The organism is Pseudomonas pharyngis (assembly GCF_021602345.1).
In the GTDB taxonomy this organism is placed as follows: Bacteria; Pseudomonadota; Gammaproteobacteria; order Pseudomonadales; family Pseudomonadaceae; genus Aquipseudomonas; species Aquipseudomonas pharyngis.
The window spans coordinates 111,945-135,771 of the sequence record NZ_BQID01000002.1 but is presented as its reverse complement, the minus strand read 5'-3'; the positions used below and the strand labels follow the sequence as shown (position 1 = coordinate 135,771).

Annotated in this window: 22 protein-coding genes, 1 pseudogene and 2 riboswitches; of the genes and pseudogenes, 6 read left to right on the top strand and 17 right to left on the bottom strand. The window is 61.3% G+C overall.

Features of this window, described 5'->3' with window-relative positions; all coding sequences use genetic code 11:
- Window positions 1-86: 86 nt before the first annotated feature.
- The 9 genes from L6D74_RS04220 to L6D74_RS04180 form a co-directional block, all read right to left on the bottom strand.
- A complete protein-coding gene (locus L6D74_RS04220) occupies window positions 87-1,019 on the bottom strand; it encodes a sugar kinase (protein WP_236187757.1) in 933 nt (310 codons plus the stop codon).
- Window positions 1,019-2,239: an amino acid deaminase gene (locus L6D74_RS04215; protein ID WP_236187756.1), complete on the bottom strand. Its 1,221-nt coding sequence runs from the start codon at window positions 2,237-2,239 to the stop codon at window positions 1,019-1,021. The genes L6D74_RS04220 and L6D74_RS04215 overlap by 1 nt, the downstream gene beginning before the upstream one ends.
- A gap of 39 nt (window positions 2,240-2,278) precedes the next feature.
- On the bottom strand, window positions 2,279-3,043 hold the full coding sequence (locus L6D74_RS04210; RefSeq protein ID WP_064597007.1) for an IclR family transcriptional regulator: 765 nt from the start codon (window positions 3,041-3,043) through the stop codon (window positions 2,279-2,281).
- 78 nt (window positions 3,044-3,121) lie between these two features.
- A complete protein-coding gene (locus L6D74_RS04205) occupies window positions 3,122-3,511 on the bottom strand; it encodes a RidA family protein (RefSeq protein WP_007912330.1) in 390 nt (129 codons plus the stop codon).
- 31 nt (window positions 3,512-3,542) lie between these two features.
- Window positions 3,543-4,340, bottom strand: coding sequence for an amino acid ABC transporter ATP-binding protein (locus tag L6D74_RS04200; protein WP_236187755.1), 798 nt, complete (start codon window positions 4,338-4,340; stop codon window positions 3,543-3,545).
- Entirely contained in the window at window positions 4,337-4,999 is a 663-nt protein-coding gene (locus L6D74_RS04195; RefSeq protein ID WP_007960241.1) for an amino acid ABC transporter permease, read from the bottom strand. Before L6D74_RS04195 ends, L6D74_RS04200 begins: the two co-directional genes overlap by 4 nt.
- Before the next feature lie 9 nt (window positions 5,000-5,008).
- Window positions 5,009-5,671: an amino acid ABC transporter permease gene (locus tag L6D74_RS04190; RefSeq protein WP_007960243.1), complete on the bottom strand. Its 663-nt coding sequence runs from the start codon at window positions 5,669-5,671 to the stop codon at window positions 5,009-5,011.
- Between the two features lie 51 nt (window positions 5,672-5,722).
- Window positions 5,723-6,571, bottom strand: a complete 849-nt coding sequence (locus L6D74_RS04185) for a transporter substrate-binding domain-containing protein (RefSeq protein ID WP_236187754.1) — start codon at window positions 6,569-6,571, stop codon at window positions 5,723-5,725.
- Window positions 6,572-6,763: 192 nt separating this feature from the next.
- Window positions 6,764-6,991, bottom strand: a complete 228-nt coding sequence (locus tag L6D74_RS04180; protein WP_236187753.1) for a hypothetical protein — start codon at window positions 6,989-6,991, stop codon at window positions 6,764-6,766.
- A gap of 203 nt (window positions 6,992-7,194) precedes the next feature.
- Between L6D74_RS04180 and L6D74_RS04175 the strand changes: the two genes are divergently transcribed.
- Window positions 7,195-7,626, top strand: a complete 432-nt coding sequence (locus L6D74_RS04175; RefSeq protein ID WP_236187752.1) for a thioredoxin family protein — start codon at window positions 7,195-7,197, stop codon at window positions 7,624-7,626.
- A 175-nt stretch (window positions 7,627-7,801) separates the two neighbouring features.
- Window positions 7,802-7,966 (top strand): annotated as a pseudogene (locus L6D74_RS04170) (non-hydrolyzing UDP-N-acetylglucosamine 2-epimerase); the annotation flags it as partial.
- Between the two features lie 12 nt (window positions 7,967-7,978).
- Here the strand turns inward: L6D74_RS04170 and L6D74_RS04165 are convergent.
- The 6 genes from L6D74_RS04165 to cobW form a co-directional block, all read right to left on the bottom strand.
- Window positions 7,979-9,535, bottom strand: coding sequence for a TerC family protein (locus tag L6D74_RS04165; protein ID WP_236187751.1), 1,557 nt, complete (start codon window positions 9,533-9,535; stop codon window positions 7,979-7,981).
- 335 nt (window positions 9,536-9,870) lie between these two features.
- Complete coding sequence (locus tag L6D74_RS04160) at window positions 9,871-11,517, bottom strand: phospholipase D-like domain-containing protein (protein ID WP_236187750.1); 1,647 nt, start codon at window positions 11,515-11,517, stop codon at window positions 9,871-9,873.
- A gap of 40 nt (window positions 11,518-11,557) precedes the next feature.
- Complete coding sequence (locus L6D74_RS04155; protein WP_080770625.1) at window positions 11,558-12,121, bottom strand: vWA domain-containing protein; 564 nt, start codon at window positions 12,119-12,121, stop codon at window positions 11,558-11,560.
- A 101-nt stretch (window positions 12,122-12,222) separates the two neighbouring features.
- Complete coding sequence (locus L6D74_RS04150) at window positions 12,223-13,242, bottom strand: magnesium chelatase ATPase subunit I (protein ID WP_236187749.1); 1,020 nt, start codon at window positions 13,240-13,242, stop codon at window positions 12,223-12,225.
- 8 nt (window positions 13,243-13,250) lie between these two features.
- Window positions 13,251-17,117 (bottom strand): cobaltochelatase subunit CobN, encoded by a 3,867-nt coding sequence (gene cobN, locus L6D74_RS04145; protein WP_236187748.1) that lies wholly within the window; start codon window positions 17,115-17,117, stop codon window positions 13,251-13,253.
- 3 nt (window positions 17,118-17,120) lie between these two features.
- Window positions 17,121-18,194: a cobalamin biosynthesis protein CobW gene (gene cobW / locus L6D74_RS04140; RefSeq protein WP_276574941.1), complete on the bottom strand. Its 1,074-nt coding sequence runs from the start codon at window positions 18,192-18,194 to the stop codon at window positions 17,121-17,123.
- Window positions 18,195-18,293: 99 nt separating this feature from the next.
- A riboswitch (cobalamin riboswitch) is annotated at window positions 18,294-18,503 on the bottom strand.
- A 947-nt stretch (window positions 18,504-19,450) separates the two neighbouring features.
- A riboswitch (cobalamin riboswitch) is annotated at window positions 19,451-19,671 on the top strand.
- Between the two features lie 121 nt (window positions 19,672-19,792).
- On the opposite strand from cobW, the gene L6D74_RS04135 reads away from it, so the two are divergent.
- The 4 genes from L6D74_RS04135 (at window position 19,793) to cobM (ending at window position 21,951) form a co-directional block, all read left to right on the top strand.
- Window positions 19,793-19,990 carry a CbtB domain-containing protein gene (locus tag L6D74_RS04135; RefSeq protein ID WP_039768819.1) on the top strand — a complete coding sequence of 66 codons (198 nt, stop codon included), beginning with the start codon at window positions 19,793-19,795 and terminating at the stop codon, window positions 19,988-19,990.
- A gap of 11 nt (window positions 19,991-20,001) precedes the next feature.
- Complete coding sequence (locus L6D74_RS04130; RefSeq protein WP_236187747.1) at window positions 20,002-20,703, top strand: CbtA family protein; 702 nt, start codon at window positions 20,002-20,004, stop codon at window positions 20,701-20,703.
- Entirely contained in the window at window positions 20,700-21,113 is a 414-nt protein-coding gene (locus L6D74_RS04125) for a cobalamin biosynthesis protein (RefSeq protein ID WP_039768823.1), read from the top strand. Before L6D74_RS04130 ends, L6D74_RS04125 begins: the two co-directional genes overlap by 4 nt.
- A gap of 91 nt (window positions 21,114-21,204) precedes the next feature.
- Window positions 21,205-21,951, top strand: a complete 747-nt coding sequence (gene cobM / locus L6D74_RS04120) for a precorrin-4 C(11)-methyltransferase (protein ID WP_236187746.1) — start codon at window positions 21,205-21,207, stop codon at window positions 21,949-21,951.
- 144 nt (window positions 21,952-22,095) lie between these two features.
- Here cobM and nfuA read toward each other — a convergent pair whose 3' ends face one another.
- Both nfuA and L6D74_RS04110 read right to left on the bottom strand, forming a co-directional pair.
- Window positions 22,096-22,680: a Fe-S biogenesis protein NfuA gene (gene nfuA, locus L6D74_RS04115; RefSeq protein WP_007959519.1), complete on the bottom strand. Its 585-nt coding sequence runs from the start codon at window positions 22,678-22,680 to the stop codon at window positions 22,096-22,098.
- A 91-nt stretch (window positions 22,681-22,771) separates the two neighbouring features.
- A complete protein-coding gene (locus L6D74_RS04110; RefSeq protein WP_236187745.1) occupies window positions 22,772-23,773 on the bottom strand; it encodes an acyltransferase family protein in 1,002 nt (333 codons plus the stop codon).
- Between the last annotated feature and the right edge of the window lie 54 nt (window positions 23,774-23,827).

Here is a 23,827-nt window from a genome sequence, read left to right as displayed (position 1 = left end):
GCTCCCACAAAAAAATCGTGAACGACACACAATCACTGTGGGAGCGAGCCTGCTCACGATCCGATTGCCCGGCAATCGGTCACCGATTACTTCGGAATCAGAGCGCCGGGTACTTGAATAACCTGGCTCGCTAGCAGATGGCCGGCCTGCGCCGCTTCCGCCGGGCCACCCCCAAGCAAACGACTCGCCAGATACGCCGCACTGAACGAATCCCCCGCCGCCGTGGTGTCCACCACCTTCTCGACCTTCTGCGCCGGGATTTCGAACGCCTCCCCGTCGCAACGGATCAGACAGGCTTCGGCGCCGCGTTTGAGCACCACTTCCGGCGTGCCGATCTGCGCATACGCTGCAAACACCGCATCACAGTCTTCGAAATGAAACAGCGCCTGCTCGTCGTCCACCGTCAGCAATGCCAGATCGACATGAGGCAACACGCTGCGATACGCCGCCCGCGCCGCCTCCACTGAAGCCCACAGTCGCGGCCGATAGTTGTTGTCGAAGACGATTCGCGCATCACGCTGACGGGCTTCGATCAAGGTTTGAATCAGTTTTTCACGGCCCTGTGTGCCGAGTACCGCCAACGTGATACCGCTGAAATACAACACGTCATAATCCGGCAGCGCCGCCAGAATCGGTGCGGCCGCCGGCGTGGTGAAGCAGTCGCGCACGGCGGCTTCGTTGCGCCAGTAAAGGAAGCGACGCTCCCCGGCGGCATCGGTCTGGATGCAATACAGGCCAGGCAGACGACCGGGCAAGCGCTGAACCAGATCCAGACCAATGCCTTCGTCGGCCCAACTGCGGCACATCGCGTCACTGAAGCTGTCGTCACCCAGCGCCGTGACGTAATCGACGTTCGCCTTGTCGCCCATGGCGCGGGACAGATAGACCGCCGTGTTCAGCGTGTCACCGCCAAAGCTCTGTTGCAGACTGCCATCGGCACGTTGCTGGAGTTCGATCATGCATTCGCCGATCAGGGCGATGCGCGGGGTGTTCGGACCCAATGCACTGAGCATGTTCATCAGAAGCAGGTTTCCATGGTTTCGATCACCGACAACTGCTCGTCCACCAGCAGCCCTACGCGCCACTTGTCGAAGGTCAGGCACGGGTGGGAAGTGCCAAAGGAAATGATGTCGCCGACGCGCAATTCCACGCCCGGCGCCACGGTCATGAACGCGTGCTGGTCCATCACCGCCGTCACCTTGCAGGCACCGACATCGTCGCCCACCGCCGGCAGCACACCGGCCTTGTAACGCAGCAACGGCACCGGCATCCCGGCATCGAACGCCACGTCACGCTTGCCCAGGGCAATCACGGCAAAGCCAGGCTCCGGCATCGACTGCACGTGGGCCCAGACTTCCAGCGCCGGACGCAGCCCTTCGTGCAGGTCACTGCGACGATCGAGCACGCAGCACTGCGCCTCTTTATAAATGCCATGGTCGTGCGCCACGTAACTGCCGGGACGCAACACGCTGAGGAAACGCCCGCCAGCGTTCTGCGCTTCGAACGATTCGGCAATCAGGTCGTACCAGGCCGAACCCGACGCGGTGATGATCGGCTTGGCGATGGCGAACGCGCCGCTGTCCTGCAACTGCACCGCCAGACGCACCAGCGAGGCGGCGAATTCACGGATGCCGGTGACGGCGTGATCGCCATGGATCACGCCTTCGTAACCTTCGATGCCGGTCAAGGCCAGTGCCGGCTGCGCGCCGATGGCCTTGGCCAGTTCGATGACTTCCTGCTCGCTGCGGCAACCGCAACGGCCACCGACCACCCCGTACTCGATCATCACGTTCAACCGCACGCCACGCGACGCGAAGTAAGCGCCCAGATCGGCGACGTTGTCCGGGTGATCGACCATGCAATAGAAATCGAAACCGGAATCGTCCGCCAGCAGATCGGCAATCAACGCCATGTTCGGCGTGCCGACCAGTTGGTTGGCCATCAACACCCGGCGTACGCCGTGGGCGTAAGCGGCGCGGGTCTGGGTGGCGCTGGCCAGGGTGATGCCCCACGCGCCGGCGTCGAGCTGACGACGAAACAGCGCCGGGGTCATGCTGGTCTTGCCATGGGGCGCGAGTTCGGCGCCGCTGTCGCTGACGAATTTCTGCATCCAGCGGATGTTGTGTCCCAGCGCTTCACGGTGCAGGACCAGCGCCGGCAGGCTGATGTCACGCACCAGTTGCGCGCCGACGGCGGCATCGCCCTTTTCCACGGCAGCAGTGTTGTTGGCAGTCGTCATGGTCGAACTCCTCACAGTCGCGCCCGCAGGCAAGCGCGGTTATTCGTTGATTCGCCGGGCGAGGCTGTTGGCGCTCTCGATCAAGACCCGGCGATAGTCGTTGTAATGGGTCTTGGCATCGGCGCGCGGGGCGACGATGCACAGGGTGCAGATGGCCACGCCTTGAGGGTCTTTGACCGGGGCGGCGAAGCAATGGGTGAAGGTGTCGGCGACACTGTCGAAGGAGAAGAAACCGTCGATGCCAGCCTGACGGATTTCCGCCAGAAACGTCTCCATCGGCAGGCGTTCGCCATCCGGCAGGATGAAGTCCTCGGGGTCGATCAAATCGCTGATCTGCTGGTCACTCAAGTGCGCCAGCAGCAGGCGTCCCGAGGCGGTCCACGGGATCGGCGCGTTTTCGCCGATATCGGAAGAAATGCGGAAATGCCGCTCGCCCTCCTTCATCAGCGCCACCGTGTATTTACGCCCGTTAAGCAGGCACATCTGCGCGGTTTCCCGGGTCTGGCTGACGATCTCCTGCAACGCGTGATCAGCCTCGCGACTGAGGTCGAAATGCCGCAAATGCGCCTGCCCGAGGAAGTACAGCTGACGACCGAGATAGACGTGACCGTCCTTGCCCACCGGCTCCAGGATCCGCCGCTCGAGCAATGACGCCACCAGTTCGTAGACCGTGGATTTCGGGCTGCCGATGCCGTTGGCGATGTCGTTCGGGCGCAGTGGCTGGCCGATTTCCTTGAGAAAATCGAGGATATCGAACGCCCGGTCCAGACCGCGTGCCCGGCGCTTGATGGTGTCTTCGGTCATTTCAGTGGTTCCCATTCAAAGTGCCGGGAGTTTATCGCGAAAGATCGCTCCCACGCTCTGCGCGGGAGCGGTCGATACTCAGGCCTTCTTCTTGTACGCAATGCAGTCGATCTCGACCTTGCAGTCGACCATCATGCTCGCCTGCACACAGGCCCGGGCCGGTGCGTGTTCGGGCTTGAAGTACTCGCCGAAGACCTTGTTGAAACTGCTGAAATCCCGCGGATCGTCCAGCCACACGCCGGCACGTACCACGTCTTCCAGGCCATAACCGGCTTCTTCGAGAATCGCGATCAGGTTTTTCATGGTCTGGTGCGTCTGCTCGACGATGCCGCCCACAATGATCTCGCCATCCACCGCCGGCACCTGCCCGGAAACATGCAGCCAGCCATCGGCTTCAACGGCGCGGGCGAATGGACGCGGCTGGCCGCCAGCGGCGGTGCTGCCGGTGCCGTAACGAGTAATGCTCATGGGTGTTTCTCCTGATTGAAAAAGTGAAAAGTCAGAACCGCGTGCTTTTGAGAAATTCCGCCAGCCGCGGCGATTGAGGACGCTCGAACAGTTCCTTGGGAGGCCCCTGCTCTTCGATGCGCCCCTGATTCATGAAAACGATCTTGTCCGATACCTCGAAGGCAAAACGCATTTCGTGGGTCACCAGCAACATCGTCATGCCGTCCTCGGCCAGGCCTTTGATCACGTTCAGCACTTCGCCGACCAGTTCCGGATCGAGGGCCGAGGTGACTTCGTCGAACAGCATCAGGCTCGGGTTCATCGCAATCGCCCGGGCAATCGCCACGCGCTGCTGCTGACCGCCGGACAACTGGCCGGGAAAGTGATTGCGCCGTTCCAGCAGACCGACCCGCTCCAGCCATTTTTCGGCCAGGGCCACGGCTTCGTCCTTGTGCATCTTTTTGACTTTGAGCAGGCCGAGCGTGACGTTCTGCAACGCGGTCAGGTGCGGGAACAGGTTGAATTGCTGAAACGCCATGCCGGTCATCGCCCGATGACGGGCAATGACTTTTTCCGGGTGGCGCACGCGTTTGCCGTTGAGTTCGTCATAGCCGATGGATTCGCCGTCGAGCAGGATCTGCCCGCCCTGAAATTCCTCCAGCATGTTCACGCAACGCAGCAGCGTGGTCTTGCCTGAGCCGCTGGAGCCGATCAGCGTCACCACGTTGCCGCGCTGCATGCTCAGGTCGACACCCTTGAGCACTTCGACCGCGCCGTATTGCTTGTGCAGGCCACGGATGTCCAGCAGCGGCTGAGCGTTCTGGATGTTGGAAACTTGAGCTTGAGTCATGGCAGGGCCACCCGCTTTTCAATGTGCCGGCCGAGTAATTCGATGCCGTAGTTGATGACGAAGAACAGAAAACCGGCGAACAGGTAAAACTCCAGGGTCATGAACGTCCGGGCGATGATCTGCTGGGTGCTGAGCAACAGCTCGGCCACGCCGATCACCGACAGCAAGGTCGACGCCTTGACGATTTCCGTGGACGAGTTGACCCAGGTCGGCAGGATCTGCCGCAGCGCCTGCGGCAACAGCACGTAACCGAGAGACTGATAGAACGTCAGGCCGATGGCCTTGCCGGCTTCCATCTGCCCGCGCGGCAAGGCCTGCAACGCACCGCGCACAATTTCGGCCACGTGAGAGCCGCAAAACAGCGTCAGCCCGAGGGCGCCGGCCTGAAAGGCACTGATCTGCCAACCGAGCGCCGGTGCCATGTAGAAGCAGGCCAGCACCAGCACGAACACCGGCGTGCCGCGAATCAGATCGACATAAAAGCGGAACGGCGCGCGCATCCAGAACTTGCCGTAAGTCAGAACCAGCCCGGCAAACACACCGATGACCGTGCCGAACAAAATCGCCAGCGCCGACACCTGCACGCTGGTCAGAAAGCCTTGCCACAAGGCTTCGCGGGCAATCCACAACTCATGCAACCAACTGGGGGATTCGTACATCGCAGCCTCCTATCGGCGGATTGCCAGACGCTGCTCGAGGTAACGCAGCAGCATGGCAATGAGGTAACAGGCCGCGACATACAACGCCGTGGTCACCAGCCAGGTTTCGATCACCCGGTAGCTTTCGACGTTGATCTTGCGCGCGTAATAGGTCAGCTCCGGCACCGCGATCGCAGCGGCCAGCGAGGTGTCCTTGAACAGCGAAATGAAGTTGTTCGAAAGCGCCGGCAGCACGTTGCGCAACATCACCGGCACGGTGACGTAGGCCTTCACCTGCCACTCGCCCAGACCAATCGCCAGCCCCGCTTCGCGCTGGCCCTTGGGGATGCTCAACAAACCGCCGCGGAACACTTCGGTCAGGTACGCCCCGGCATACAGCGACAGGGTGATGATGAACGACGGGATCTTGTCCAGCCGGATCCCCAGGCTTGGCAACGCAAAGTAGATCAACAGAATCAACACCAGAATCGGCGTGTTACGGATCACCGTCACATACACCGATGCCAGCACCCGCAAGGCGCGATGCCTGGACAGCAAGGCAAACGCCATCAGCAGGCCGATCACGCAGCCGATGGCGATCGACACCAGCGCCAGTTCGAGGCCCAGACCGAGCCCCGCCAGCAAGGTGTCGAAATCGCGCCACACGGCGGCAAAGTTCAACTGATAGTTCATGGTCGGCAGTACCTTGAGCGGGGCGCATCAGGGCGCCCCACTCTCACGGGATCATTTGAATTCGACTGGGAAACCGATGGCAGGCGATGGCAGATCGACGCCGAACCATTGCTTGAACGACGCGGCGTAGGTCGGGAACTCAACGCCGCTCATGGCTTCATGCAGCGCGGTATTGACGAAGTTCAGCCAGTCCTGATCGCCACGTTTGACGGCGCAGGCGTAGGTCTGCGGACTCCAGGCGTAAGTCGGGCTGCGGTAGCGGCCAGGGTTCTGCACCATCAGGTATTTGACCGAAGACTGGTCGGTGGCGGCGGCATCGGCGCGGCCGGAGTTCACCGCCTGATACATCAGATCGACGCTGTCGTACTGATCGACCTTGGCCTTGGGCAGCGCCTGATGCACCAGCTCCTCGGCGTACACGTTCTGCAGCACGGCCACGGTCACGCCATCGCCCCCTGCCTGCAGGTCTTCGATTTCCTTGTACTTGCTGTTGTTCGGCAGCAGCAGGCCGACGCCTTCGCGGTAGTACGGCAGAGTGAACGCCACTTGCTGCGCACGGCTGGCGGTGACGGTGATGAACTGGCAGCTCATATCGACCTTGTCGGTCAGCAGGTTGGGAATCCGCGCATCGGACGACTGCACCACGAACTCGACCTTGCTCGGGTCATTGAACAGACCTTTGGCCACTATCCGCGCGATGTCGATATCAAAACCCTGCAACTTGCCGTCCGCACCCTGGAAGTGCCACGGCGCATTGGTGCTGCCGGTGCCCACAATCAGTTTTCCACGGGCCAGGACGCTGTCGAGCTTGCTGTCGGCCGCCTGGGCCATACCCATGACAGCGGACGAAGCCGCGAGAACAAAAACACACGCTTTGAACAAGGAAGGTCGGCGATGCATGGCAAGCACTCCAGAGGATTGTTTATTCCGCTATACCGGAATACGGTTTGTTACTACGGAATAAACAGCAGAAAGTGTGCCACAGGATTCGCGGGGAATCTGCACCCGTTTGAAAATTCAAAGGAATCAAAGAGATACGTAAAACGGAAAAATAGAGAAACAGCGAGAGAGCGGAGCGTGCGCTACCGTTGGCTACAACAATGCGGGTAACAGGTTCCCAGTCGGTGCACGGGTGATCGATTCAGGGGCAGCGTTTATCTCCGAGAACCGAGCTCGAAGGTCGTCTATCGAAACTTTTATGGTCGGATCATTTTCCCGCTCCTTGCAGAGAGCTATCAGCTCCAGATCCTCAAGGCGATTCATAAGTGCCTCATCGATTCGTACTACGGAAACTGCTTTCAAACCTGCATCGCCGCCCATCAGAAGCTCCTTTGATAAATGCCTGAAAAACGATACCAGCTGCCTGGCCTCCACGGATCTGAGTCTTCTGAGGGAATGCTCTTGCATCAAAGTAGGACGAAATCATCCTTTGCAGGACCTACCTGTAATTTCTGACAGTAGACCGCCGTTTTGCCCTGCTTTAACTTCAAAGGCCTTCCAGACTCATTGACCAGGAGGCTCCAATGACGACACCGACTCGATATTCAGCGTTGCCCCCGACGTACCGGAAAGTCTTGAAAGCCAGGCGTCTTGTCGTCCTGTATTTCTTCAATGAGCATTGCGCTGCCTGCGTGTTTTCCAGCCCGGTTTTTCTCGAGATCGCCAAACCTTTCCGGCCCTGGATGGATATCTTCATGCTCGATACCGCACAGTCGTGTCGACATCCGGATGTCACGGGCACACCGACCGTGTTGTTCTACAAGGAAGGCGTTCTGGTCAAAAAACTGAAAGGCATCGGTACAGAGGAATCACTGCGTCACAACTTCACCCAACACCTCGGCAAAACCAGGCACTGCGCTGCAACACGCAAACCGAGCCATGACCTGAACTGGCTGCGTCACACCCTCCGCACCCTCTGCACCGTCCACCGCGCAAAACGGTGGAACCTTTCCTGAAAGTGCAATCCAAGCGCCATCAGGCAGTTGCACCTTCGCTCCTATTGATCTGTAACAACTAGCCTCGAGACCGGATTGGACAAGCTCCCATCCGGCTGCTTTTCTTTATTTCTCAGAAAGAGATGAGTGCTGCCGGCCCCTCGGGTCGCAGCCATGCTACGTCCAGGAAGGGTCAATGTCCTTTGAAGTCATGATGGTTTTCGGCACTCGCCCGGAGGCCATCAAAATGGCTCCGCTGGCCCGGATACTGCGTCAGTGGCCCGACATCACACTCAACATCTGCTCCACCGGTCAGCATCGCGAGATGCTGACTCAGGTACTGGAGGCCTTCGAACTGACATCAGTGAGGCCATCAGGCCTCACGCACCAGTAACACCCGTGTCACACGACGTTCTTCGACCGCCATCACGGTCATGCCCCAGCCTGCATGCTCCAGTCGATCGCCCTTCATCGGCAGGCGATCCAGCAGGCTCATCACCAGCCCGGCGAGGGTCTGGTAATCCTCGGTCGGCTCAGCGCGAAAACCGGTGTGCTCGCGGATGCGGGTCAGGTTCAGCGCACCGTTGACGATAAACCCGCCCTGCTCCTCGACTACATCGGGGCCGGCGATTTCACTGGCATCGGGCAGTTCACCGGCAATCGATTCGAGAATGTCGGTCATGGTCAACACACCCACAAAGTCACCGAACTCGTTCACCACAAAGGCAATGTGGGTCGAGGCTGCACGCATTTGTTCCAGTGCGTTGAGGATCGAATAGCTGTCCAGCAGGTTGACGGTCTTGCGCGCCAGGTGTTCAAGGTTCGGCTCGTTGCCGGCCAGATATTCCTTGAGCAATTCCTTCTTGTGCACGAAGCCCAGCGGCTCATCCACTGCGCCGTTACGAATCAGCGGCAAGCGCGAGTAGGACGAATGCATCAGTCGCGTGCGAATAGCCTCGGCGTCGTCCGCCAGATCAATGTGATCGACATCGGCGCGCACTGTCATCAAGGCGCGAATCGGTCGCTCGGCCAATTGCAGCACACCGCTGATCATCACCCGCTCGCGACGGTCGAACAGCTCCGCGCTCGGCGCTTCACCGTTGTCCAGCAAGTCGGAAATCTCCTCGCCGACTTCTTCCGCCGCCAGTTTGCGACCACCCAACAGACGCATCACCGCATGGGCCGTGCGCTCGCGCATCGGGCGCAAGCCCTGCATCGAGCGCTTGCGACGAGCGCGGGCGATTTGGTTGAAGATCTCGATCAGGATCGAGAAACCAATGGCCGCGTACAGATAACCTTTCGGGATGTGGAAACCCAGGCCTTCAGCGGTCAGGGCAAAACCGATCATCATCAGGAAGCCCAGACACAGCATGATCACCGTCGGGTGGGCGTTGACGAAACGGGTCAGCGGCTTGCTGGCAACGATCATCACACCAATGGACACGATCACCGCGATCATCATCACCGCCAGTTCATCGACCATGCCCACGGCCGTAATCACCGCGTCCAGGGAGAACACCGCGTCGAGCACGACGATCTGCGCCACGATCGGCCAGAACAGCGCATAAGCGGCGTTGGTCGAACGCTCGCCGATATGGCCTTCCAGCCGCTCGTGCAATTCCATGGTTGCTTTGAACAACAGGAACACACCACCGAACAGCATGATCAGGTCACGGCCGGAGAAGCTCTTGTCGAACACCTCGAACAAAGGCTGCGTGAGGGTAACCAGCCAGGAAATACTCGCCAGCAGGCCAAGACGCATGATCAGCGCCAGGCTCAAGCCGATGATGCGTGCGCGGTCGCGCTGATGCGGCGGCAGTTTGTCCGCCAGGATGGCGATGAACACCAGGTTGTCGATGCCCAATACCAGTTCCAGCACGATCAGTGTCAACAAGCCCAGCCATGCCGTGGGATCCGCTAACCATTCCATAATCTGTCTCTGTCTCTCTTCAGTGAATTCAGGCTGCCGGACACGGCAAAGCGCGGCGCGAAAGCTCGAAGGCTGCGCCATCAACGATAGTCGGGAGTCGGAAGACCGGATGCTGCGAGTGCGTCAAGACCGCGCAATGGCGCGAAGGGAACGTTGTTTTTTTAGAAGAACTGGGAGGCTCCGAGAGGGTGTTCATGCAAATCCTGAATGAAAAAAGGCCTTGAAGCGTACAGGCTCTGATGACTTTTCCTACAGCTGGAAATCATTTCAAAATCTGTACGCCGCCTGACTATCGCCGCTCTTGTCAGCATCGGCAGCCAACGGATATGTAAGGGCTAACGCCCGGAAAACCGCAGGCGAGACAACTGGCGCAGATCGTCCTCGACGTAGTAGTCGTTGGTCCAGCTGTCATCCGCCGCCAACGGCTGCACCTGCTTCAACGCCAGTTTTTTTGCGAAGTAGCGAAAACGGTAATGCTCGTAGAACCGCAGCAGTTCCAGGCCATAGCGATCCGCCAGATCGGTGTCGCCGCGAATGATCAGATAGTTCTCGTCATTTCCGTTGCTGGCGGAGGTGCTGAGGTTATGGCTGCCGCTGATGAGGGTCGGGCTGTCGCTGGTGAAATCGGTGACCACCGCTTTGGTGTGCACCAGCAGGTTGCCTTTCTGGCCTTTCATGTTTTCCCGCAACCAGCCTTCCAGTCCGGTGTTGAGCAACGCGGTGGCGGCGAATTCGGCGGTTCGGTCGGCGTGAAACCCGGTGATGCGGCTGACCGTGTTTTGCAGGCCATAACGCAGAATGTTGTCGTGGGGCTGGCCGAGCAACGCGTTGAGAATCGCGTCGGGCAAGGCGAAGGCGGTGACGAACAGCAGGTCTTTTTTTGCCGCCTCGATGATATCGACAAACTCCCGCAGATCCGCGCCGCCGGTACGCGGGGAGAACCCGGCGAACAGGGGCTGCGCCGGATTCATCGGGTTGTGTTGGGTAATCCAGTCGCGGGTGGCGCCGACGTCTGCCGGCTCGGCCCAGATCTGCTCGAAGGTTTTCAAGTAACTCGTGCCGACCGCCGAATCGTCCAGCACATGCACCACGTTGGCCTGGCGGTACACGCCGTTGGCGGTGAAGTTGGTGCTGCCGCACAGCACCGCTTGCGGCTGACGCTCGCCGCCTCCGTCGAGGCGGCTGAGGACGATGAACTTGTTATGGAAAATGTTGTGGGTGACCCGCCCGCGTTTGCATGTTGCCGGCAGTTTCGCAAGGCTTGCTTCGTTGATCGTCGTGTCTTCGTCGTCGGGCCGGGCGTGATACAGCACGCGCACCTGAACACCTCGATCGAACGCCGCGTTCACCGTGTCGATGATGGCTTGCAACTGGTACTCGTAGATCGCGATGTCCAGCGCCCACTGAGCGTCCACCGCTCGTTCGATAAAGCCTTGCAGGCGCCCGAGCAGACCGTTCTCCAGCCACTGACGCGCCGCATCGGGCCAGGCTTCGATGGGCAGGTTTTTGTTGGCACTGATCTGTGCGTCGAGATCGGGGAATTTGCGCTGAAACGCCTGGCTCGCTGCCACGGCACGATTGAAGATCACGCCCTGATTGGCGGGATGACCGTCGTCGGAGCGGATCGTCAGCTCCAGCGCCTCACCGAGTTGCAGCGCATCCGGCGTGCCATACGCCAGGTGCACGCGGTAGTGAATCGTCATGCCCGGATTGACCGCGTAATCGGCCCAGCGAAATTTCTGCAACGGCGCCTTGTCGCTTGGCGTGGCGTGGAACTGCGGGAAGGTATGAGCCTTGCCGGGAAAGGTCAGGCTGTTGAACAGGAACAACCACGGTTTGTCGCCCTGCTGCTTTTCGATGGCAAACCCAAGCAGGCCTTTGCGCCGGGGTTCGGCGAGGTCCATGGCGAGCAGCACGCCGTTGGTGCCGGCGTAGGCCTTGACGCGAAAATCGTCCTGCGGATTGGCGACCAGTACGCGCATGATTCACTCCTTGTGATTTGGCCTCACTGCAGCATAGTCCTCAGACCGACAACAACTCGTCGATATGCCGGTAATCCGCGTCCAGCGCTGTCGCCAATTGCCTTGCGCGCTTCAGGCGGATCGGCCCGCGCTCGATATCGATCAACAGGCCCGGACACGCGAGCGCCGGCAGTTGCGGCCAGTCTTTCAAACGGCCATCGGTAATCACCAGCAACCGTTGCTGTTCAGCGGGGAAACGCTTGCGCCGCACCGTCAGCCAATGCCCGGCTTCCGTCAGCGCTGCCAACAGAGGCGTGCCGCCTCCCGCACCCAATCCATCGAGCCACGCGCGCAATCCGCTGGAGGCCTTCAGCCCTTGCACCTGCCATTTCGGCGCGGCGCCGCTTGCGGTCAGCAACGCAAGGCGCGCGCGCTGCCGGTAAGCGTCATCGAACAGTTGTGCGAGCACGCCCTTGGCATCGCTCAGCGCCTGATGACGACGGGTCGAGGCCGAGGCATCGACGATCACCAGCCACAGTTCATGGGGCGTGCGGGTGCGCAGTTGAAACAGCAGATCCGCCCGGGTTTTCGGGCGGCCATTGAGCAAGGTTCCGGGCCAGTTCACCGAGCCACTGCGAGCGGCATGACGCTTGCCCTGGCGGCCGTTATCGAGGCGTCCGGCGCGGGGTCTGGCATTCGCCCCCGCGTCGGATCGGGGGCGAATGCCTAAAGCTTTTTTTGTAGGTGTGGCGGCCAGGTAGGTACTTCGCGGCGTGCGCCGGTAGCCAGTGCCGGCGCCGGCGCCGGCATTTCACCCCACTGCCCCTGCCCTTCGCTTGGATCAGTCTGGGAGCCGGACGGTGATTGCGCCGGTGGCTGCGCACTGGATGAGGACTGTTCGCGACGACGATGACGCAATGCGAACTCAGCCACCGCATCGATATCCTGCTCGGCGATGGCGTCCGCACCGCGCCACGCCGCATGCGCCCGCGCGGCACGCAGCCAGACCAGATCGGCGCGCAAACCGTCGACGCCTGCCGCGAAGCAGCGCTCGGTGATCTGGGCCAGCGCCGCGTCATCCAGCGGGATGCCCGGTAAAACCTTGCGGGCGTTCTCGCAGCGCTGACGCAGAGCTTGCTGTTCAGCCTCCCACTGCGCACAGAACGCCTGCGGATCGCTGTCGAAATCCAGTCGACGCCGGATGATCTGCCCACGCTCGGCCGGCGCCGTTTGACCGCTCAGGGCGACGTTCAAACCAAAGCGATCCAGCAATTGCGGACGCAATTCACCCTCTTCCGGGTTCATCGTGCCGATCAAAACGAACTTCGCCGAATGCCGATGGGAAATCCCGTCACGCTCGATCAGGTTGGTGCCGCTGGCGGCCACATCAAGCAGCAAGTCCACCAGATGATCCGGCAGCAGATTCACTTCATCGACGTACAACACGCCGCCGTCAGCCTTCGCCAGAACGCCGGGAGAAAACTGCGCACGACCGTCGCTCAACGCCGCGTCCAGATCCAGCGTGCCGACCAGTCGCTCTTCGGTGGCGCCCAACGGCAAGGTGACGAACTGACCGCTGGCCAGCAGATCCGCCAGACCCCGGGCCAGTGTCGACTTGGCCATGCCGCGCGGGCCTTCGATCAGCACGCCGCCGATCTTCGGGTCGATGGCCGTCAGGTACAGCGCCAGTTTCAGATCATCGGCGCCAACCACGGCGGAGAGCGGGAAATGCGGGGTGTCGGTCATGTTCAGTCTCAGCTCTCTTCTTCTATGTCCAGCAGCAGGCTTTCCAGCGCCTCTTTGTAGGCGCCCGGTGCCTGCCACATCCCGCGCTGCTGCGCTTCGAGCATGCGTTCGGTCATGTCGCGCAGTGCGTGCGGATTATGCTCGCGCACGAACTCGCGGGTCGCCGGGTCCAGCAGATACGCATCGGCCAGCAAGGCGTACTGATGGTCGTCGATCAGTTGCGTGGTGGCATCGAAGGCAAACAGGTTGTCGACCGTCGCCGCCAGTTCGAACGCGCCTTTATAGCCGTGGCGCTTGACCCCGTCGATCCATTTCGGGTTCGCCGCCCGGGAGCGGATGACCCGGTTCAGTTCCTCTTTCAAGGTGCGGATCTTTGGCAGGTCCGGCTGACTGTGATCGCCGTGATAACTGGCTGCCGCTTCACCGCGCAGGCTTTCCACGGCGGCGAGCATGCCGCCCTGGAACTGGTAATAGTCGTTGGAATCGAGCAGGTCATGCTCGCGATTGTCCTGGTTTTGCAGCACGGCCTGCACCTGGCTCAGGCGCTGGACGAATTGCTCGCGGGCGGCGGTGCCCTCATCGGAGCCACCGTAAGCATAGGCGCCCCAATTCAAGTAAACCTCGGCCAGATCTTCTCGGGTTTGCCACAGACGACCGTCGATGGCGCCCTGCACACCCGCGCCATAAGCGCCGGGTTTGGCACCGAAGATCCGCCAGCCGGCCTGACGTCGGGCAGCCTCGTCATCCAGCCCCGACTGACGCAACGCCTCACGCTCGGCACGCACTTTCGCAGCCAGCGGATTGAGATCGTCCGGCTCGTCCAGTTCCGCCACGGCTTGTACGGCGGCGTCGAACAGGCGGATCAGGTTGGCGAACGCATCGCGGAAAAATCCGGAGACCCGCAGCGTGACATCGACCCGAGGCCGGTCGAGCAGGCTCAGAGGCAGAATCTCGAAATCATCGACCCGCTGACTGCCGGTGGCCCATACCGGGCGCACGCCCATCAGCGCCATGGCCTGGGCAATGTCATCGCCGCCGGTGCGCATGGTCGCGGTGCCCCACACAGAGAGGCCGAGTTGGCGCAGGTGATCGCCGTGATCCTGCAGGTGTCGCTCGAGAATCAGGGTCGCGGACTGGAAGCCGATTCGCCAGGCCGTGGTGGTCGGCAGGTTACGCACGTCCACGGAGTAGAAATTGCGCCCGGTGGGCAGCACATCGAGGCGGCCGCGACTGGGTGCGCCGCTCGGGCCGGCGGGGACGAAGCGGCCGCTCAACGCGTCGAGCAAGCCGCGCATTTCGGCCGGGCCGCAGGCATCGAGGCGTGGGGCGATGACCTCACGCAGATGGTCAATGATCATGCTGACTTCGGCCCAGCGAGAATCCTGTGGGAGCGGGCTTGCCCGCGAAAGCGGTATGTCAGTGAAAGAGATATTGACTGACACGACGCCTTCGCGGGCAAGCCCGCTCCCACAGGGATTGTGCAAGGCTTGATTTTGTTTGAGAGCCTGTTCAATCAATTGCGCCGCGAACAGCTCCAGACGTTCGCGAGTATCACCCGCCGTGCGCCAGACCTCATCGCTCAGCGATTGCAGTTCCATTGGACGCGGGCCGGTCCAGGAATCAGCCAGTGCACAATCCAGCGGATCGAACCCCAACTGAAACGCCTTGGCCAGCGCACGCAACAGACTCGACTGTGCCCCTTTGCCATCGCCACGTGGAATGCGCAGCAACGCCAGCAAAGTGTCGATGCGCAGCCGGCCACTCGGCGACTCTCCAAAGATGTGCAGACCATCGCGGATCTGCGATTCCTTCAGATCACACAGATAGGTATCCAGACGCGGCAGCCAGATCGCCGCATCGGCATCGCTGTCGAGGGCTTCGTCGAGTTGCAGCTCGCGATCGATCTGCGTGTCACGCACCAGTTGCAGAATGTCGCGCTGCAATTCACGGGCGCGGCGCGGATCGAGCAACTGAGCTTCGTAATACTCGTCCGCCAACAGTTCCAGATTGCGCAACGGGCCGTAGGTTTCGGCGCGGGTCAGCGGCGGCATCAAATGGTCGATGATCACCGCTTGGGTGCGACGTTTGGCCTGGGCGCCCTCGCCCGGATCGTTGACGATAAACGGGTAGATATTCGGCAGCGGCCCGAGCAATGCGTCCGGCCAGCAGTTCTCCGACAGGCCCACACCTTTGCCCGGGAGCCATTCGAGGTTGCCGTGCTTGCCGACGTGGATCACGCCATGAGCGCCGTAGGTCTGGCGCAGCCAGAAATAGAACGCGAGGTACGCGTGCGGCGGCACCAGATCCGGGTCGTGATACACCGCGCTCGGATCGACCTGATACCCCCGCGCCGGTTGAATGCCGACGAAGGTCAGACCAAAACGCAGACCAGCGATCATCATCCGCCCGTCACGGCACATCGGATCGTTCTGCGGCGAACCCCAGCGCTCCAGCACCGCCGCGCGATTGGCTTCCGGGAGTGCGTTGAACATCGTCAGGTAATCGTCCATCGCCAGGCTTTGCTGGCACGGGCGCTGATCAAGGGTGTCGAGGTCATTGCTGACGCCGCCGAGCAATTGCTGGATCAGTTCGGTGCCGCTGTCCGGCAGTTCGGCCGGCAGCGGATAACCTTCGGCCTGCAACGCCCGCAGGATATTCAGCGCAGCAGCCGGCGTGTCGAGGCCGACGCCGTTGCCGATGCGTCCGTCCCGGGTCGGGTAGTTGGCGAGGATCAGCGCGACGCGTTTTTCAGCGTTCGGCACCCGCGCCAGTTCGACCCAGCGGCGCGCCAGTTCGGCCACGAAATCCATGCGCTCGGGTTGGGCCCGATAACACACCACATCGGACTGACTGCGCTCGCTGCGCCAGGCCAAATCCTTGAAGCTGATCGGTCGGCTGATGATCCGGCCGTCCAGCTCCGGCAATGCGATGTGCATCGCCAGATCCCGCGGACCGAGGCCCTGTTCGCTCTCGCGCCAACCGGGCTCGTTGTCCTGGGCACAGATCGCCTGGATCACCGGAATGTTGCGACGGAACGGCCGCAGATGCGGCGCCTCCGGGCTGGACTGGGCGAAACCGGTGGTGTTCAGAATCACCGAGGCCTCGACCTCATCCAGCCAGTCCTCGACCACCGACAGGCAGCCGGGCTCTTTCAAACTGGCCACGGCGATCGGCAGCGGATTGAGTCCGGCCGCCAGCAACCGTTGGCAGAACACATCGATAAACGCCGTGTTCGCCGCTTGCAAATGCGAGCGATAGAACAACACCGCCGCCACCGGTTGACCGGGCCGCCAATCGGCTTGCCAGTCACCCAGTGCGGCGGTGTTTTTGTTCGGGTGGTAAATCGCCGTGCGTGGCAGCGTTTGCGGCTCGCCCCACACGTAATCCCGCGCCAGCCAGCGATTGGCCAGACACCGGAAAAAGTCCAGCGCATTGCCCATGCCGCCCTGACGCAAAAACTGCCAGAGCCGGTCGCGGTCTTCCGCGCCGACGGTGCTCAGGTCGCTGAGCTCCGGATCGGGTCGGTCATCGCCCGGCACCAGAATCACCTGCACGCCACGTTCGGACAACTCGACCAGCCGCTCGACCCCATAACGCCAATAGGCGATGCCGCCATGCAGCGAAATCAGAATCACCTTGGCGTGGCGCAGCACTTCATCGACGTACAGGTCGACCGACGCATGGTTCTGCACCTGCATCGGGTTGGCCAGCCGCACGCTCGGGTAATCCTCGGGCAGTTGCTGCGCCGCTTCGGCGAGCAGCGCGAGGCTGGAATCACCGCTGCACAGGATCACCAGCTCGGCGGGGGTTTGTCCAAGGTCGGCAATGTTGTCATCCGACACGAAACCGCCGGGCTGGGTCCTGAGCAGGTGCATGGCTTAAACGCTGAGCGCGGCGCGCAGTTGCGCTTCGAGTTGAGCGGCATCCAGTTCCTGACCGATCAACACCAGACGCGTCACGCGCACCTCATCGGCGCCCCACTGACGGTCGAAGTGCTTGTCGAAACGTGTACCCACGCCCTGGATCAGCAGACGCATCGGCTTGTTCGGAATCGCCGCGAAGCCTTTGACCCGCAGAATGCCGTGCTGAACCACCAGTTGCGTCAGCGCGTCGAGCAACAGGCTTTCGTCGGCTTGCGGCAGCTCGATGGAGATCGAGTCGAAGGCGTCGTGATCGTGGTCGTCGTGATCGTCATCGCCTTCACCGTGGTGGTGATCGTGATGGCTGTGGCGGCTGTCGATGTGTTCTTCGGAGCCGGCACCGAGGCCGATCAGCACGTCCAGCGGCAGACGACCGTTGCTGGCTTCGATGATTTTCACTGCTGGCGGCAGCTCTTCGGCGACTTCCAGACGGACGCGCGCGAGGTCTTCAGGGCTGGTCTGGTCGGCCTTATTGAGGATCACCAGGTCGGCGCTGGCCAGTTGGTCGGCGAACAGCTCGTGCAGCGGCGATTCGTGGTCCAGGTTCGGATCGAGTTTGCGCTGGGCGTCGACCTGATCCGGGAACGCGGCGAAGGTGCCAGCGGCCACGGCCGGGCTGTCGACCACGGTGATCACCGCGTCAACGGTGCAGGCGTTGCGGATTTCCGGCCACTGGAAGGCTTGCACCAGCGGCTTTGGCAGGGCCAGGCCCGAGGTTTCGATGAGGATGTGGTCGAGGTCGCCGCGACGGGCCACCAGTTCGCGCATCACCGGGAAGAACTCTTCCTGCACCGTGCAGCACAGGCAGCCGTTGGCCAGTTCGTAGACGCGGCCGGTGGCTTCTTCTTCGGTGCAGCCGATGGTGCACTGCTTGAGGATTTCACCGTCGATGCCCAGCTCGCCAAACTCGTTGACGATCACCGCGATGCGGCGGCCCTGAGCGTTGTCGAGCATGTGCCGCAGCAAGGTGGTTTTGCCCGAGCCGAGGAAGCCGGTGACGATGGTGACGGGGAGTTTGGCCAGTGTTTTCATCGGATGCCCTTTGGCAAGGTGGCGGGCATACGGGACGAGACCGGCAACGCGGGTGCGTGCCTGGAGAGTTCGCCACCGGATCACCCCGCCCGGTTGAAAGTGAGAATCTGTGACGAGGCAGGTCTCCTGGCTGACGGTGTTCGGGCCTTGGCCCGGTATCCGCTGCGCCTTCCCGCTGGCTCTGGATTGAGTTGGCAGTGGCGTGGCAGCGAACAGCACCGTTCACAGTTGCGGGGGCAGCCGCGGCTTGGACCGCGTTCCCTTCTTAGCTTCGGCGTGGGCCGAAGAACCTCGAAAGCGCAAGGCTACGCATGGGTTCGTGATGGGTCAATGGCCGTTGTTTTTTGGTTTTGGGATTTGTGAGCATATCCGTTGCTGCGGTAACGGCTTCTTAGGGTTCCGCCCTTACGGCGGGTCACTTTTTCCAAACGCCGAAAAAGTAACCAAAAAGGCTGAGCCCCGGCGTACGGCACTTCGCTTAGGCTCAGTGTTCCCTCGCTACGGTGTCCATCAGGGGGCATCGCCTACGGTTTGCTTCGCTGCACCTCCTCTCGATGTATGCGGCTGCGCCGCACGGCGCTGCGCGCCTACCCCCTGATGGACACCTCCGCTCGGCCTGCCGAAGAGGCAAAAAATCAAAAGCAGATCAAGAGCCAGATCAAGAGCCAGATCAAGAGCCAGATCAAGAGCCCCTCACCCTAGCCCTCCCGAAACGTCGGACCGCCCGTAGGGAGAGGGGACTGACCGAGTGGTTTGGAAGAGATTCGCCGACGTGCAATACCGAGTCGAACTCAGGCTTTGAAAAGCACAAAAAACGGCTCCCTCTCCTCGGGGAGAGGGCTGGGGTGAGGGGTAAACCCACCACAAAAACCAAAGCCGAACACGCCCCGCTCCTCCCCACTCAAAACGATGAGCGTTAGCTCGAGTACCGCTTTTGATCGCAGGGCCCGTCGGCAGGCTGAGTGGAGGGATTGATCCGGGGGTGGGAGCGCAGCGACCGTGCGGCGCAGCCGCATGCATCGAGAGGAGGTGCAGCGGAGCAAACCGTAGGCGATGCCCCCGGATCAATCCCGGAGCGAAGGAACCCCGAGCCTAAGCGAGGGGCCGTACGTCAGGGTTAGAGACCTTTTGGTTACTTTTGGGGCGTTTGCCAAAAGTGACCCGCCGTAAGGGCGGAACCCTAAGCAGCCATAACCGCAGCAACGGATCTGCCCCAATCCCAATCCCCAATTGACTCAAATTCCCCCTCATGGTCTCCTACACAACTTGTTACGGGTGCCCTTCACAGGGTGAAACGGGAAACCGGTGAATCATGTGCTTTACTCTAAAGCCATGTCAGTCCGGTGCTGCCCCCGCAACGGTAAGCGAGCGAAGCGTCAGATCCACTGTGCCCACAGGCATGGGAAGGTGACGCTTGCAGGTCGGCAGACAGCCACCCCTCGTGAGCCCGGAGACCGGCCCGCAACACACAGTGCGCATCTTGCGTCGCTGAACATAACAAACCCGCGGTGGGCGGGCGCTGTTCGAACCTCTGCGTGCCCGGCCGCAGGGGTTTTCATGCGCTCTATTCACCCGCTGACACTTCAGAGGGAAGCGCCATGTCGATCATCAGCAGCACCGGCAGCAATTCGGACAAGATCTCCAGCACCACCACCCTGAGCCAACGCCTGACCGCCGCCGCCTGCGCGTCGATCCTCGGTGCGTGCCTTGTGTATTTCGCCGGTTTCTCGCACATCGAAGCGGTGCACAACGCTGCTCACGATACCCGCCACAGCGCTGCGTTTCCGTGCCACTGAGACCTGACGACATGATCAAGCGTATTGCGCAGACCGCAGGTTTCACCGGCCTTCTGGCCGCCCTGCTCCTGACGTTGCTGCAAAGCTTCTGGGTATCACCGCTGATTCTGCAGGCCGAAACCTTCGAGAAAGCCGAACCGGTGGCCGAAGTTCACGAACACGCTGCCGGCACCGCCGCCCACACCCACGATGCCGAAGCCTGGGAGCCGGAAGACGGCTGGCAGCGCGTGGTGTCCACCACCGGTGGCAATCTGGTGGTTGCCGTGGGTTTCGCACTGATGCTCGCGGGCCTGTACACCCTGCGTGCGCCGACCAAAACCTCGCAAGGCCTGCTCTGGGGCCTGGCCGGTTATGCGACTTTCGTACTTGCACCGACCCTGGGCCTGCCACCTGAGCTGCCGGGCACCGCCGCCGCGGATCTGGCCTCGCGTCAGATGTGGTGGATCGGCACCGCCGCTTCCACCGCTGTCGGTCTGGCCCTGATTGCATTCAGCCGTCACTGGCTGATGAAGATCCTCGGCGTGGCGATCCTTGCCGTGCCGCACGTGATCGGCGCGCCGCAACCGGAAGTGCACTCGATGCTCGCCCCGGAAGCCCTCGAAGAGCAGTTCAAAATCGCTTCGCAGCTGACCAACGTCGCGTTCTGGTTGGCCCTGGGCCTGATCAGCGCCTGGTTGTTCCGCCGCAAAAGCGAAGGTCAGTACCAGGCATGACCGATGACAGCGCAGCGCCGACCTTCGTGGTCGGCCTGGGCTGCCAGCGCGGCTGCCCGGCCAGCACGCTGCGCGCCTTGCTTGATCAGGCATTACAGGCCCATCGAATTGATCTGGAGAAGGTCAAGGCGCTGGCCAGCATCGACCTCAAGCGCGACGAACCTGGCCTGCAGGAACTCGCCGCCCAACTGGCGCTGCCGTTGCTGTATTTCAGCAGCGAAGAACTGGCCAGTTATCAGCAACGACTGAGCCATCATTCACAGATTGCCTTCGAACGCACCGGTTGCTACGGCGTAGCGGAAAGTGCCGCGCTGGCGCTCGCCGAACAATTGATAAGCGGCCCGGCAAAACTGCTGATACCCCGGCAAAAATACGCCCAGGCAACTCTGGCATTGGCCGGCGCGGCGTAAATTCCCGATAATTCATGCTTTCGATCATGAGCATTCTTCATCTGAAGCGCTTGTGAAGCACCGCCCTGCCCCTTTTTTACAGGATCCAACGATGACCGTTTACTTCATCGGCGCCGGCCCCGGCGACCCGGAATTGATCACTGTCAAAGGCCAGCGGCTGATCCGCAGTTGCCCGGTGATCATCTATGCAGGTTCGCTGGTCCCGACGGCGGTGCTGGAAGGTCATTGCGCGGAAACCGTGGTCAACAGCGCCGAGCTGCACCTGGAACAGATCATCGACCTGATCAAGACCGCCCATGCCAAGGGCCAGGACGTGGCGCGGGTGCATTCGGGCGATCCGAGCCTGTATGGCGCGATTGGCGAGCAGATTCGTTATTTGCGCGAGCTGGATATTCCGTTCGAAATCATTCCCGGCGTGACCGCCACCGCCGCGTGCGCCGCGCTGTTGGGCGCTGAACTGACCCTGCCGGACATCTCGCAAAGCGTGATTCTGACCCGTTATGCGGACAAGACGGCGATGCCGGTTGGCGAGGAACTGGGCAGTCTGGCGCAGCACGGGGCGACCATGGCGATTCATCTGGGGGTCAATCATCTGGAGAAAATCATTGCCGAATTGCTGCCGCATTACGGCGCGGATTGCCCGATTGCAGTGATTCACCGGGCGACGTGGCCGGATCAGGACTGGGCGGTCGGGACGCTGGAGGATATTGCCGCGAAGGTTGCCGCCAAGGGGTTTCGGCGTACGGCGTTGATTCTGGTTGGGCGGGTGTTGGGTAGCGATCACTTTAGCGAGTCGTCGCTGTATCGCGCGGGGCATGCACATCTTTACCGCCCATGACGGCCCTTTCGCGAGCAAGCCCGCTCCCACATTCGATCGCATTCCAAATGTGGGAGCGGGCTTGCTCGCGAAGGCTTCATTGAATCTCACGCATAAAAAAACGGCGCTCACGGGGCGCCGTTTTTTCATGCCGCAGCGAACACCTTAGTAGTAGGCGTTTTCTTTCTGCGTGTGGTCGGTCACGTCGCGAACGCCCTTGAGCTCCGGAATGCGCTCGAGCAAAGTCCGCTCGATGCCTTCCTTCAGGGTCACGTCCGCCTGGCCGCAGCCCTGGCAACCGCCGCCGAACTGCAACACGGCAATGCCGTCTTCAACCACATCGATCAGGCTGACCTGACCGCCGTGGCTGGCCAGCCCCGGGTTGATTTCGGTTTGCAGGTAATAGTTGATGCGCTCGTTGATCGGGCTGTCGGCGTTGACCATCGGGACTTTGGCGTTTGGCGCCTTGATGGTCAGCTGGCCGCCCATGCGGTCGGTGGCGTAGTCGACGACGGCATCATCGAGGAACGCTTCGCTGAACGAGTCGATGTAAGCGGTGAAGCTTTTCAGCCCAAGCGCCGTATCTTCAGGTTTCTCTTCGCCCGGCTTGCAGTAGGCAATGCAGGTTTCGGCGTACTGGGTGCCAGGCTGGGTGATGAAAACGCGGATGCCGATGCCCGGGGTGTTCTGCTTGGAGAGCAGATCGGCCAGGTAATCATGGGCGGCGTCGGTAATGGTAATAGCGGTCATGGAAACTCCTCGCAGGCTTGGGGCGGAGTTTACGCCAATCGGCGCGCGGCACAAAGTCCTAGTATTTACGTAGGAATAGTTCGCAAATCGGCTAAGCGCCACGTTCGCCGTCAATCCGTGCTTTAAGCCACTGATAACTGCGCTTTTCCACCCATTCGTAGCTCAGCCAAGAACCGATACCGATGGCCAGCGCACAGACAACAAACATCAAATACGGGTTGATCCCATAGCGTCGGGCCAGATAACCGCCAGCCGACAGCACCAGCACGTGCATCAGATACACCGAGTACGAACAGTCGCCCAGCAGCTTGAGCAGCCTGTTGCGCTCGACATAGCGCTCCAGCGCCATGCTGGCCATGACCAGCACCGCACTGGGCACGCCCCAATTCAGCAAACGGGGTTCCGGCGGCAGGTGATAGATCGCCAGCAACGCCGCACCGATCCCCAGCAACGGCAGCCAGAGCGCCGGTCCGATCCAGCCGCGGCGATAGAACATGCCGATACTGATCCCGAGCAGGAACTCATAAACGATGTCCGAGCGATAAAACTCGCTGACCCAGCCAAATCCGGTCCAGGCCTGGCACACCGCAAACAGCAGCGCCGCGACCACCAGCAAGCGCACCTGCAACCGAAACAACAGCGCCCAAGCGAACAACACGTAAAACAGCATCTCGTAATTCAGGGTCCAGCCGACATTCAGGGTCGGGTAGATCCCGTAGCCGCCGGGGTTTTCGGTCGGGATAAACAGCAACGACAGCAGCAAATGACTCCAGTCCACCGTCTGATCCGGCAGCAACGGCCGGGCGAATACCACCAACAAAGCCATCAGCACGGTGTAGAGCCAATACGCCGGGACAATCCGGAACAGTCGATACAGCAGAAACCGCGCGGGCGGCAGCGCCTTGCCTTCGGTGGACAGGAAAATCACCAGCCCGCTGATCACGAAAAAGATATCGACGCCCACCGCGCCCTTGTCGATGAACAGCTGCCCGATCGGCCCCCGCGCCTCGAAGTCGAAGAAAATCTGCATGAAGTGATGGCAGACCACCGCCCACGCGGCGAGCGCTCGCAGGGCCTGCACTGAAATCAACATCAATGGCGCTCCCGATCCCGTACTTCACAGGATTGGGACAACCGCCATCGCTCA

What these genes read in the sequence shown, in the direction of transcription:
- L6D74_RS04220 (WP_236187757.1), bottom strand. Translation starts at nt 1,019, where the DNA reads ATGAACATGCTCAGTGCATTGGGTCCGAACACCCCGCGCATCGCCCTG.
- L6D74_RS04215 (WP_236187756.1), bottom strand. Translation starts at nt 2,239, where the DNA reads ATGACGACTGCCAACAACACTGCTGCCGTGGAAAAGGGCGATGCCGCC.
- L6D74_RS04210 (WP_064597007.1), bottom strand. Translation starts at nt 3,043, where the DNA reads ATGACCGAAGACACCATCAAGCGCCGGGCACGCGGTCTGGACCGGGCG.
- L6D74_RS04205 (WP_007912330.1), bottom strand. Translation starts at nt 3,511, where the DNA reads ATGAGCATTACTCGTTACGGCACCGGCAGCACCGCCGCTGGCGGCCAG.
- L6D74_RS04200 (WP_236187755.1), bottom strand. Translation starts at nt 4,340, where the DNA reads ATGACTCAAGCTCAAGTTTCCAACATCCAGAACGCTCAGCCGCTGCTG.
- L6D74_RS04195 (WP_007960241.1), bottom strand. Translation starts at nt 4,999, where the DNA reads ATGTACGAATCCCCCAGTTGGTTGCATGAGTTGTGGATTGCCCGCGAA.
- L6D74_RS04190 (WP_007960243.1), bottom strand. Translation starts at nt 5,671, where the DNA reads ATGAACTATCAGTTGAACTTTGCCGCCGTGTGGCGCGATTTCGACACC.
- L6D74_RS04185 (WP_236187754.1), bottom strand. Translation starts at nt 6,571, where the DNA reads ATGCATCGCCGACCTTCCTTGTTCAAAGCGTGTGTTTTTGTTCTCGCG.
- L6D74_RS04180 (WP_236187753.1), bottom strand. Translation starts at nt 6,991, where the DNA reads ATGGGCGGCGATGCAGGTTTGAAAGCAGTTTCCGTAGTACGAATCGAT.
- L6D74_RS04175 (WP_236187752.1), top strand. Translation starts at nt 7,195, where the DNA reads ATGACGACACCGACTCGATATTCAGCGTTGCCCCCGACGTACCGGAAA.
- L6D74_RS04165 (WP_236187751.1), bottom strand. Translation starts at nt 9,535, where the DNA reads ATGGAATGGTTAGCGGATCCCACGGCATGGCTGGGCTTGTTGACACTG.
- L6D74_RS04160 (WP_236187750.1), bottom strand. Translation starts at nt 11,517, where the DNA reads ATGCGCGTACTGGTCGCCAATCCGCAGGACGATTTTCGCGTCAAGGCC.
- L6D74_RS04150 (WP_236187749.1), bottom strand. Translation starts at nt 13,242, where the DNA reads ATGACCGACACCCCGCATTTCCCGCTCTCCGCCGTGGTTGGCGCCGAT.
- cobN (WP_236187748.1), bottom strand. Translation starts at nt 17,117, where the DNA reads ATGCACCTGCTCAGGACCCAGCCCGGCGGTTTCGTGTCGGATGACAAC.
- cobW (WP_276574941.1), bottom strand. Translation starts at nt 18,194, where the DNA reads ATGAAAACACTGGCCAAACTCCCCGTCACCATCGTCACCGGCTTCCTC.
- L6D74_RS04135 (WP_039768819.1), top strand. Translation starts at nt 19,793, where the DNA reads ATGTCGATCATCAGCAGCACCGGCAGCAATTCGGACAAGATCTCCAGC.
- L6D74_RS04130 (WP_236187747.1), top strand. Translation starts at nt 20,002, where the DNA reads ATGATCAAGCGTATTGCGCAGACCGCAGGTTTCACCGGCCTTCTGGCC.
- L6D74_RS04125 (WP_039768823.1), top strand. Translation starts at nt 20,700, where the DNA reads ATGACCGATGACAGCGCAGCGCCGACCTTCGTGGTCGGCCTGGGCTGC.
- cobM (WP_236187746.1), top strand. Translation starts at nt 21,205, where the DNA reads ATGACCGTTTACTTCATCGGCGCCGGCCCCGGCGACCCGGAATTGATC.
- nfuA (WP_007959519.1), bottom strand. Translation starts at nt 22,680, where the DNA reads ATGACCGCTATTACCATTACCGACGCCGCCCATGATTACCTGGCCGAT.
- L6D74_RS04110 (WP_236187745.1), bottom strand. Translation starts at nt 23,773, where the DNA reads ATGTTGATTTCAGTGCAGGCCCTGCGAGCGCTCGCCGCGTGGGCGGTG.